The organism is bacterium, from assembly GCA_037131655.1.
GTDB lineage: Bacteria > Armatimonadota > Fimbriimonadia > Fimbriimonadales > JBAXQP01 > JBAXQP01.
In genome coordinates, this window is sequence record JBAXQP010000076.1 from 1 (window position 1) to 10335 (window position 10335).

Genomic DNA, 10335 nt, shown 5'->3' on the forward strand with positions numbered 1-10335 from the left:
AATGCAGCTCAGTATAGTGAGGAGCAAAAATCTTTCGGAGTTGGCGCAACTATTGAGGAGCGTCAATCTCTAAAAGCCTTTCTAATGCTTCCCTGGAACCTGGCTGCGTATGTTCCCGAGGGGCAAATCACTCGCAACTATGGGTTCACCAATGTCGGCACACCTTTCGCTCAAATTGGCGCGCTTTGGTGCTTTTTATTATTGGCAATCCCCTTCCTTCGATTGCCAAAACCAACGGCATTTCTCCTGCTGGTAGTCGGGGGGATGACATTAGGTTGGTTTTTCTTAAGCCAGCAGTCACGTTATTTATTAATGATACTCCCTTTACTGGCATCGCTTTTTGGAATGATTGCAGCGCAAGAAAAGCCTTGGTTTAGATGGCTGGCCGGAATTCTAATCGCATTTCAGGCGCTGATCCTCTTGATGGGCTTCATCCCTTTCTTCACGACTAGACAGGCATTGGCCGTTATTGGAGGAATCACTCAGGAGGAATACTTAGAAGGTTCAGAGGGTGAGCTTATAGACGCATCACGCTTCATCAATGACAGACCTTTCACCAGTGACATGCTTCCCAACTCAAAGATACTACTTATCGATGAGGTGCGCGGATTTTATTTTGACCGTCCCTACGTTTGGGGCAACCCCGGTCATCATACGCTTATCCCCTATGACAGCTTCAAAAATGCGAAGGATTTGATCGATTTCTTAAAGAAAAACGGTTACACCGATGTACTAATTAACAAACAATGGGGCTCTGGTTTCCAAGGCGAACCCTGGCGGAAACTATTCAGTGAAGCTGAACAACAAAGCTATCTACGCCAGGAATACCAAGGCAGAAGCATCGCGATCTATCATATCGACCGATAAAAACCAAAACGGCGCTGCATTTGCAGCGCCGTTGGTTGCTCGAAACCAATTGGAGAGGTTATTGCTTCAAAGCGATATGTATGACCCCATTTGTTATGTCAACTAGCTGATAATTAGTCCTATTAAGCGCTCCCAAAACCGTCTCATTAACCGAAACCTCAAAATTCGCGATGATGACGTTAGGATTTTCAGTCAAGTTGTCAATCTGCACTGCTAACCCATAGTGAATGCTTATCTCTTGTAATACCTGCGTTAAGGTTCCGCTAAAGGAGCCTGATTTGGCTCCGGTCGGCGCTTCACTCGATGGAATTATGAACAAGGTTACTTGCTCAACTTCATCACGGCCATAGACAAACCAAATGACTGAGTTTTCAGTTGACGATAACGTCATCCCTAATGGAATATCGACCGAGCCATTGGCCCTGACGGTGCCGGATAAACTTGACTTCACCATATCGGAATTATACTTTGAGGCATTTTCAGTCACATAAGCAGCATATTTCAAAGGATCGGTGGCGGTCAAGCGAATAATATAGCCCAATGTCTGCCCAAATCGCCGTGTTTCGAGAACTGGCGAGTCGAATTTTGCAACTGGATTTGGCGCAGGTTCATTTCTAAAGATATTTGTTATGCTTGTTCTTATTATTTCACGCGGGCCCGATTTAACGTCGATGAAGAGATAGACGAAAAGGATAATCGCAGCCACGCCGACAAAGGCAAGGCCACGGTTAAAAAATAGCTGCCATGTTGGGGGACGATTGCGCTTTGAAGCCCATTCAAATGCATCCACTCTTGAAATAATGGTCTGATGCAAGTCGGCAGGTGGTTCGATAGCTTCAAATGTGCCAAGCAAATCCCACGCCCGAGCAAACTCAGTGTATTCATCGCGGCAACTAGCGCACTGCAGCAAATGCTGCTCCAAAGCAACTCGGAGCGGCTGACTAATGCTCCCCTCATGCAGAGCCGAAAATTGTTCTTGTGTACGTTCGCAGTTCATTGGATCAGTCCTTCTCGATACTGAATGCTGTGGAATTTCTCCCAGCTTCCCTTTTTTGACATACTTAGGTCTCAAATTGTTCCCTAAAACATGATAAATACTGTTTTAATGACAGTCTTGCTCGATTTAGCCGTGATTTTACCGTGCCCAACGGAAGCTCCATCGCTTCAGCAATTTCCTCATAGGATAACCCTTCCACGTGAAACATCAAAACCATCGCGCGTTGATAATCGGGTAAACGGTTGATGGCTTTTTGTAAGAGTTGTTCACGTTCATCACGATCAATTGCCGCATCAGGCCCAGGTAATGGATCAGCTATCTGAGGAGTGACTGAGCCTTCCTCGAGATCATGGATAGCATCGAGAGATTCGTGAGAGCGAAGGCGTTCGCGTTTGCGGATATCGAGGAAGACATTGGTGACAATTCGAAAGAGCCAGGTGGTGAAACTTGCATCTTGACGGAAAGTTTTGATGCTAGTGAAGACGCGTAAAAAAGCCTCGGCTACCACATCACCCGCATCATCACTGCTGCCGTTGCAAAGACGAAAAGCTAATTGATAGGCTTTTCGCTCGTATCGGCGCACCAACAGGTCAAACGCGGCCCGATCGCCTTTTTGGCAATACTCAATTAGAACCGAATCGTTACCGACCGTAGGATCGCTCATAAGGGCATAATAACCAAGCAGCGTGGTTCGATCAACATTTGATAGACGAACGAAGCAGCGATTTTATTCGGCAAGCGTCCTAGGACGCAATAAAGCGATTGCAGCTTCTTCTTCAGCCGTCAACGTCTGAATACCGGCACAATTCTTAAGCTCTTTCGCATAGACTCGGCCTTCAACTCTCCCATAGACCGTGCTGATCACAGTGCCATCCCCATTGCCGTCAAAAAGCGCCAAAGCGAAGCTCTGCTCCCCGCCAACATCCTCGAAGGCATTAAATCGAACGATGCTAACATTCTGCACACAGCGCTTCAAATTCGCCTCGACTTGTTTCATGTTTTCAAGCAGATCATGCACATCGTCTTCCATCTGCATCTTTGCGCGGAGCTGGTCGTATAAGACCACCTCTAAATTCTGGCCGCTAGTGCCTGTCATAAGAGTGCGCCACTTCTGAGTAAAGCGTCGCCAACGCCAGGCATAGATAACTAGCCAAACCGTGAGAACAAGACAAATAACCGAAAGAAATGTTGCTGGTCCCGAAAAATGCAAAAAGAATCGAACTATCTCATTAATGAAAGCCAACTTGCTCTAGGCTCCTTCCCAATCATTCAAAGCAAAGACGCCACCCATTAAGCGCCGTGCGTCTTCATCAAATTTCAAAACGTTCTCTATTATACCAGTCACTACCATTGGTCTCTGCAGGTTTTAACTCTTATTAAAAGGCGCTTCGAAGATAAATAATTCAGTCCCCCGCCAAATTAGGCAGGGGACTGATAGCTGAATGCTGAGAGCTGATAGCTTTACTTCACACCCATCAAATGCTTTGCGATGTAGAAGTTTAGTTCTTCGTAGTCGCGATTGGCTCGGAGTTCGGCGACTAGTTTACGATCGCAGGAGCGGACCTTTTCAACCAGCATCTCGAAGATGGCCTTGCTGTAGATAAGGTGCTTGCAGCATGTCTCATCGGACTGCGTTCGCAACGCTTTGACGTCCAAACCAACCATTTCACCATTTTGGCCAAACCCATATTGGTCGAGGACGAAAACTTGTGAAAAGGCTCGGCCAAGATTAGCGGTGCCGAATGCTTTGTCTTCATCGAACTTGAGTCCGTTCTGGTCGTTAAGGTGAATACCCCACAACTTACCGAAGGACATCGCAAAGCCAATTTCCTCTGAAGGTTCGAGGCCGGCCAAGATCGCATGGGCGGTTTCAATTAAAACGCCAACACGTTTGGGATCGTTTGTCCTCGAAGCGATAGCCAGAAAGTGCCCGGTGGTTGGGCAGAAAGCCATGTCCATCGGTTCGTTCGGCTTCATTTCACCAAGAATTAGAATGTTCTTATCGTAGTCAAGCAGCATATTGCAATAATCGACAAACTGATTGGTTGCCTCAACCGGATCTTTGGATTCGCGAGTATAGCTTCCCTCACGAGCAGGCCAGAGAACGATCTTCTTTGTGCCGATTGCGTTTGCAATATCGACCGAGCGCTTCGATCTTTCGTATGCATACTTTCGAGCTTCCGAGCTGTTGGCAGTCCAACCGCCATCGATGGTCATCGGATGCTCCCACAACCTTGGCGCAATAAACTCAGGCTCCAACCCCATATTTCCGAGCATATTTTTAAGCTCTTTGAGCTTCTTATCCTGCTCGACGAGAGGAAGCGTGATGTCAACCGCATCATCATCATGGAACTGAATGCCGCTAAAGCCGTTTTTCACGGCGCATTCTAATTTTTTTGCGAAATCAATTGTGCATCGAACGGGCGGGCCAAAAGGATCGGCCCCTTCATGGATATTCCAAGGCCCAAAAGTAAAACGATAAACCCCAGTCATAGATGTGCCTCCCTTGCATAACGGCTCTAAGCCGGTGAATGACTTAATATGCTTCCCAAACGAATCTTGAGAATATGTAAAAATGATTATATTGCAGTACCCTTGAAAAAGCAACCAGGATGTGGGAAGAAATGTGAAAGGAATCAAAGCATGAAGAACGATCGGGAATCAAAAACACCTCATCAGAGGTGTTTTCAGGGTCAAAGGCGTGGAATCTGCCAAGAAAGTGATAGCCTTTTCCTTACGAATACTTAGGCAAATAGGGTTTGTGGGCTTCTAAGAGATCGTCTACCATGGACCAGATTTCGTCGAGGGTTAGCTCGGCGGCCGTGTGTGGGTCTAGCATGGCGGCTTGGTAGATGTGTTCTCGTTTTCCCTTTAGGGCAGCTTCTACCGTAAGCGATTGGACATTGATATTGGTCTGTATGATAGCTGCTAGTTGCGGAGGTAATGCGCCAATTTGAGTCGGTTGGACGCCGCATTTATCAACTAGGCAGGGGACTTCAACAACGCAATCGCTTGGTAGGTTGGAAATCAGACTATTATTTTGAACATTGCCATAAATCACCCTCGGCTGACCGGTTTCCATGCTGTGGATAATCAGCGAGCCGTATTCGTTGCTGCGCTTGACCGAGATAGGATCGTCACTCTCATAACGCTCCTTCATCTCCTGCCATCGCTCGATTTGTACTCGGCATCGCCTTGGGTATTCGTCGATAATCCATTCGAACTTATTTAGAAGATCGGGGCGATCGCGGCGAATGAAATGGGGCACGTATTCGGCAAAGTGTTCGCTGCTCTCAGTAACGAAATAGCCCAGACGCTTCATCATCTCATATCGCACTCGATTAAAGTCAGGCTGAGTGTCCTCTTCGACCCGCTTCATTAGGCGTGGGTAGAGGTCTTCGCCCTTATGTTCGAACTTGAGGTAGAACGCCATGTGATTGATCCCGGCGCAAAGGTAATCGATTTCAAGCAAAGGAAGCTGAAGATCACTGGCAAGCTGCCATGCAGTTCCCTGAACGCTGTGACACAAACCCACCATCTTGACTTTGGTGGCCCGATTGACTGCCCAGCAGAGCATTGCCATCGGATTTGAGTAGTTCAGTAATTGAGCGTTCGGGCAAAGCTCTTCGATATCCCGGCAAATATCGAGCAAGACGGGGATAGTCCGAAGCCCGCGCATAATACCGCCGATGCCGAGAGTATCACCAATCGACTGTCTAAGGCCATATTTCTTGGGAATTTCGAAGTCAAGCATCGTCGCCGGTTCGAACCCACCGACTTGGATGCTATTGATAATATAATCCGCGCCTTCGAGCGCTTCACGTCTGTTCAGATGAGCCGTTACTTTCGGGTTAGCGCCAAGCGCTTGCCCGACCTTTTTGGCCATCCGCTCCGCTGTGCTGAGACGAGCTTCATCAATATCCATTAAGGCGATGTGGCTTTCCCCTAGTTCGGGAAAGCTCAACACATCGCCTAATAGATTTTCAGAAAAAACGACACTGCCAGCGCCGATAAACGCAATCTTTGCCATTAACGGTTAATTCTCCTACTTATATCATCGGCTAACGAAGCTAACTTACCAACCTATACCTCTACCGGTTTTCCGCCTTGCGCCGCTGAATTCCAAATGGCTTCAGTAAGCGTAATGACAGGCAGGAAGCCTTGAACCGGCGAGCCAACTTCTTCACGGCCAAGAATCGCCATTATAAAGTTGCTGGTTGATGAAGTGCCCTCAGGGAATTTCGTTATCTCGGTGAGATTGCCTTGGGCATCAGCAAATTTGAGCGGCTGGCTCATATCGAAGTAAAAGCATCCCTTGTCCCCAACAACCGTAAAGGCCTCATGGAACTGAGGCGCATTCCCGCATATGGAGATGTTCCCGAGCGCTCCATTATCAAAAACCACTGAGACGACCGAGTTAATATCTACTTTCGCAGTAAGGTTGTCCGTATAGGCACTCACTTTTTTAGGCTTCAGACCAGTCAACCATAGAAGAATGTCCATCACATGGCTTCCTGAGTCGTTGAGCTGGCCACCACCCGAAAGCGCAGGGTCCGACCGCCAAGTATTATTAGAAATATTCAACCATTCCTGGCATTGAAGAACGCTGACATACTGCACCTTGCCCAAATCGCCGGCAGCAATACAATCACGCATATATCGGAATAGACCCGAATAGCGCCGTTGATAGCCAATTACGCCAATTCGTTTAGGATCGCTGTTAAACCATGAGATGACCTCATTAGCATCCTGTACGGTACAAACCATCGGCTTTTCGCACAAGATGTGCATACCGGCATCAAAGGCATCTTTGATCTGGCTGTAGTGCATCGTATGCGGTGTGGCGATAACCACTGCATCCATCGGGACCTTCTCAAGCATCTCTTGGTGAGTGCTGAAACCAGGCACATCCACTAATTCCGGTCGTCTTTCCTTTGTGAGTTTAATCTGTTCAGGATTGGTGTCCGCCAGACCAACGATCTCAGCTTCAGGAATTTGCGAAAGATGAGTCATGTGTGAGGAAATCGCTATACCACCGCAGCCAATAATTCCAACTCGAACCTTGTTTGTCATTGAAAAGCTCCTTACTTTTTATTTAGTCTTTATCGATATCTACTGGAAGCCCACCCTGAGCTGCTGAACGCCAAATGGCTTCAGCTAGCTGCATCACAGGGAGGAAACCTTTAACAGGCGACCCATTTTCTTCCTCGCCTAAGATGCATTGGATAAAATTATGGGTCGGGGTTGTGCTCGTGGGAAGATGAGCGGGTTTTACACTTTTGCCATTCTCATCATCCGTATAAATCTCATCGTCAATATAGAAGTAGCTGCCTTTATCGCCAACTACAGAATATTCCTCATGGGTTTGAGGAGCGTTACCAACAATAGCGATATTGCCAAGGGCGCCGTTATCAAATATAATCGATACCGTCGAATTAATGTCCACCTCCGCGCCGCAGTTATCGATAAAAGCGCTCACTCTGGCAGGTGATAGGTCGGTGATCCATAGCAGAAAATCCATCAGGTGACTGGCAGAATCATTAAGCTGACCGCCGCCCGACAACTTCGGATCAAGTCTCCAAGTGCCCTGCGACATCCTCAACCACTCTTGACATTGCAACGCTCGAATATACTGCACTTTACCTATCTTGCCGGCAGCGACTCCTTCGCGCATATATCGGTAAGTGCCTTCAAATCGACACTGATAACTCACAATATCTACCCGTTTCGGGTCGCTTTCGAACCAGGATATTACTTCTTTGGTCTCGCGTACGCTGCACACCATCGGTTTTTCACACAAGATATGCATGCCTGCATCAAAAGCGTCTTTAATATGAGTAAAGTGCATAGTGTGCGGGGTGGTAATACATACCGCATCCATCGGAACCTTTTCGAGCATTTCCTTATGAGAGGCGAAGACAGGAACGTTCAACATCTCTACATATCGACTTCGAGCTGACTCCACTCCTTGCATTATCGGTTCAGCGATGGCAACAATTTCCGATTCGGGCATCGCTAAAAAGCGCCCGATATGGTTCTGTGCCATTTTGCCGCAGCCGATAATACCTACCCTTACAGCATCCGACATGAACTTCATCACCCGTTAAAACTAAATGACGAGGCGTTAAAAGAATCTTAACCGACGATCATACTCTCGATAAAGTCGAGCGCGTCCTTACGAGAATAATCCTGAAACTTGGCTGCATCCTCCATTAAATGCGAAACGGAGGTTGGAGACTGAGATGCCGCTCCGAATCGAATATAAAAAACGGTGGGATCGGCATAAAACGGCTCGATATGAAGATCGCAAGTATAAGGCGGCTGTTCAAAAGTTATTCTGAGACCAACGCCTCGCAAACCGTTAAAACGACGGCGCAGTTCATCACCCGTCATCGCCCCAAAGTGCTCCACTGATATCTCGGTTGTCGGCGCATCCGATAAAACATGACCGACAATCTGAACGGCAGCAGGCATTCGATCATCCAATAACAGAGTGTCTCGAACGCTATCGAGCACTTTTGACATCTGGCTAAAGTCAGCATTGATATCCTGACCATCCAAACGCAGACCAATCTGAGCATCGGTAATAATAACGGTTATACCAGCCGATTGATTAACAAAAGCAACTGCGCCCGGCAGGTTCACATTGCCCATCACAAAGCCTGGTCCGATAGCCTCGGTGATCTTTTGCTTGCGAATATCATTCATCGGGCCGACTTGAGCGCTCATCACAATTTCGATTTGTTTCGTATTTGCTTGCATAATACGCCTTCTCTTCCGTGGTCTCGTGGATTATCCTTCTCGCAGTAGACCTATTATGGAGTTAATATTAATAGAAAACGCAAACTAAAAGCCAGAGGGGCACCTTTGCCCCGTCTGGCTTTCAAGGATACTATTAGATTACCCTCTACACCGGTGCGTATCCGAGTTTTGGGCTGATTTGTTTTGCGCAGCTTGACATCAACACGACCAAGCGATCGGTCTCTTGAACCACCATCTGCTCATTCCAGTCAGAATGGGACACATGCAATAGCTCGTGAATTATATCTTCTCCGGTAAGCGCACGGGTGTGATAAATGATCGCCTGAGTTTCTGTGAATGTCACACCTGTCAAACTGCTTCCCGAACGGCCTCTCTCGTCAGTCACCTGATAAGGACTGATCTTCTCAGCTCGAACCTCTTGTGAAATCGATAGATAATCTCTCCAAAAGGCAATGGCAAGGTTGTGCTCATTTGGACGTAACCGGCGATGCCGCGACCAAACTTTGCAATTGATAGTTGCGTTTAACATTGAGTACTCCTACTGCAGACCCTAACCTTTCGATCGGGTCACCTGACATATTATTACCTATAACAGGCATGAATTGGGTCGGTAAAATTGGCAGTTATGAGTCAGGCGCCAGCTTCAGTAGCTTTGAAAAAACTGGTAAATTTAGCGGCTTGCTTGCTTAGCAGGAGAGGAAGAAATGATAAAGGGGCGACATCCGTGTCACCCCTCCCCAATCGTCTTACTTTGGTTCAGATACTGTTTCAGGTACGTTCAACGACATAAAGGTCGCTTCGTTGACGAACTTGAACAATTTAGTTCCGCCAACCTCTGTCGTAACTGCATACCTTACCTGGACACCCTTCGATGTCTTTCGCTCAATCTTCAATTTCTTGATGTCACTGTCAGGTACAGTGACCTTCTCTCGTGTTTTTACGTTGAAAAACTCCATGCTACTTACTCCTTCCTTGTATATGAGATGGTACTTAAATGCTGTTTAAGAGATAACCCTTACTCCGCAAGGAATGCTCCCTTTAGGCCTATTCGCTTCATCGCGTTATATATCCTTTTAACAGGATAAAACAATTTCCTTCAACAGTCAAGACCAAAGAGGCACATTTTTGAAAAAAACATAAAAAATATGAAAAAATGTCCATTTTTCTCATCTTTAGACCCTTTGAAGCAAGACGAGCAGTTTTTGAGGGTGGCTCATCACTGATTGTTAGCTTGGCAAACTAAGTCAATAAAAGGCCTTTTATTGACTGATTAAGGGAAAATTTATATGGAGCAAAGTATAAATGCTGAAGACTATGGCCCAACAGGCGCCCCAGCCTATTAAAACTTGAGGCAGACCACTACTGATAAGGCGTTGGACAAGGGTGGTGTACCTCATACCTGTTCGTTGATAGTTCGTTAAAAGCTCTTTTCCCGCCTCGATAGCTCCTTCAAGCTGCTTATCGGTTGGTTCCTTAGTGGTAAAGATTAGCTGCACTAGGTTGCCTACCGGCCTCCATAAGAAGATCGTTAACATTAGCGCCAGAAGCAGTCCTATCTCGCCAATGCTATGAGTTGCACCTATCTGAGATAGACCTATGAATAACATGGCGCCAGCCGCAAGGTTTGTGCCGCATCTGGGATGAACTCTCGGCATTCGCTTGACCACATCCAAAGTGAGCCGCTCGCCACGCTCGATGGCATGAACGAC

Annotated in this window: 12 protein-coding genes; 1 reads left to right on the top strand and 11 read right to left on the bottom strand. The window is 47.0% G+C overall.

The window, feature by feature from the left end; all coding sequences use genetic code 11:
• On the top strand, positions 1-867 hold an 867-nt coding region (locus WCO51_05160; protein ID MEI6512649.1), incomplete at its 5' end, for a hypothetical protein.
• A 58-nt stretch (positions 868-925) separates the two neighbouring features.
• Here WCO51_05160 and WCO51_05165 read toward each other — a convergent pair.
• From WCO51_05165 to WCO51_05215, 11 genes are all read right to left on the bottom strand, one after another.
• Positions 926-1864, bottom strand: coding sequence for a zf-HC2 domain-containing protein (locus WCO51_05165; protein ID MEI6512650.1), 939 nt, complete (start codon positions 1862-1864; stop codon positions 926-928).
• 64 nt (positions 1865-1928) lie between these two features.
• Positions 1929-2528: a sigma-70 family RNA polymerase sigma factor gene (locus WCO51_05170; GenBank protein ID MEI6512651.1), complete on the bottom strand. Its 600-nt coding sequence runs from the start codon at positions 2526-2528 to the stop codon at positions 1929-1931.
• Positions 2529-2591: 63 nt separating this feature from the next.
• Positions 2592-3107 carry a DUF4446 family protein gene (locus WCO51_05175; protein MEI6512652.1) on the bottom strand — a complete coding sequence of 172 codons (516 nt, stop codon included), beginning with the start codon at positions 3105-3107 and terminating at the stop codon, positions 2592-2594.
• A gap of 218 nt (positions 3108-3325) precedes the next feature.
• Entirely contained in the window at positions 3326-4357 is a 1032-nt protein-coding gene (locus WCO51_05180; protein MEI6512653.1) for a TIM barrel protein, read from the bottom strand.
• A 241-nt stretch (positions 4358-4598) separates the two neighbouring features.
• Positions 4599-5894 (bottom strand): alpha-glucosidase/alpha-galactosidase, encoded by a 1296-nt coding sequence (locus WCO51_05185; protein MEI6512654.1) that lies wholly within the window; start codon positions 5892-5894, stop codon positions 4599-4601.
• A gap of 53 nt (positions 5895-5947) precedes the next feature.
• Positions 5948-6937, bottom strand: coding sequence for a Gfo/Idh/MocA family oxidoreductase (locus WCO51_05190; GenBank protein ID MEI6512655.1), 990 nt, complete (start codon positions 6935-6937; stop codon positions 5948-5950).
• A 22-nt stretch (positions 6938-6959) separates the two neighbouring features.
• Positions 6960-7952, bottom strand: a complete 993-nt coding sequence (locus WCO51_05195; protein ID MEI6512656.1) for a Gfo/Idh/MocA family oxidoreductase — start codon at positions 7950-7952, stop codon at positions 6960-6962.
• A 47-nt stretch (positions 7953-7999) separates the two neighbouring features.
• On the bottom strand, positions 8000-8626 hold the full coding sequence (locus tag WCO51_05200) for a hypothetical protein (protein MEI6512657.1): 627 nt from the start codon (positions 8624-8626) through the stop codon (positions 8000-8002).
• 145 nt (positions 8627-8771) lie between these two features.
• Positions 8772-9155, bottom strand: a complete 384-nt coding sequence (locus WCO51_05205) for a hypothetical protein (protein MEI6512658.1) — start codon at positions 9153-9155, stop codon at positions 8772-8774.
• 217 nt (positions 9156-9372) lie between these two features.
• Positions 9373-9582: a hypothetical protein gene (locus tag WCO51_05210; GenBank protein MEI6512659.1), complete on the bottom strand. Its 210-nt coding sequence runs from the start codon at positions 9580-9582 to the stop codon at positions 9373-9375.
• Between the two features lie 303 nt (positions 9583-9885).
• Positions 9886-10335, bottom strand: a 450-nt coding sequence (locus WCO51_05215; protein ID MEI6512660.1) for a DUF1385 domain-containing protein, incomplete at its 5' end; no start/stop codon positions are given.

Excerpts from the sequence above, each read along its gene's own strand:
- WCO51_05165 (MEI6512650.1), bottom strand. The coding sequence starts at position 1,864 with ATGAACTGCGAACGTACACAAGAACAATTTTCGGCTCTGCATGAGGGG.
- WCO51_05170 (MEI6512651.1), bottom strand. The coding sequence starts at position 2,528 with ATGAGCGATCCTACGGTCGGTAACGATTCGGTTCTAATTGAGTATTGC.
- WCO51_05180 (MEI6512653.1), bottom strand. The coding sequence starts at position 4,357 with ATGACTGGGGTTTATCGTTTTACTTTTGGGCCTTGGAATATCCATGAA.
- WCO51_05185 (MEI6512654.1), bottom strand. The coding sequence starts at position 5,894 with ATGGCAAAGATTGCGTTTATCGGCGCTGGCAGTGTCGTTTTTTCTGAA.
- WCO51_05190 (MEI6512655.1), bottom strand. The coding sequence starts at position 6,937 with ATGACAAACAAGGTTCGAGTTGGAATTATTGGCTGCGGTGGTATAGCG.
- WCO51_05195 (MEI6512656.1), bottom strand. The coding sequence starts at position 7,952 with ATGTCGGATGCTGTAAGGGTAGGTATTATCGGCTGCGGCAAAATGGCA.
- WCO51_05200 (MEI6512657.1), bottom strand. The coding sequence starts at position 8,626 with ATGCAAGCAAATACGAAACAAATCGAAATTGTGATGAGCGCTCAAGTC.
- WCO51_05205 (MEI6512658.1), bottom strand. The coding sequence starts at position 9,155 with ATGTTAAACGCAACTATCAATTGCAAAGTTTGGTCGCGGCATCGCCGG.
- WCO51_05210 (MEI6512659.1), bottom strand. The coding sequence starts at position 9,582 with ATGGAGTTTTTCAACGTAAAAACACGAGAGAAGGTCACTGTACCTGAC.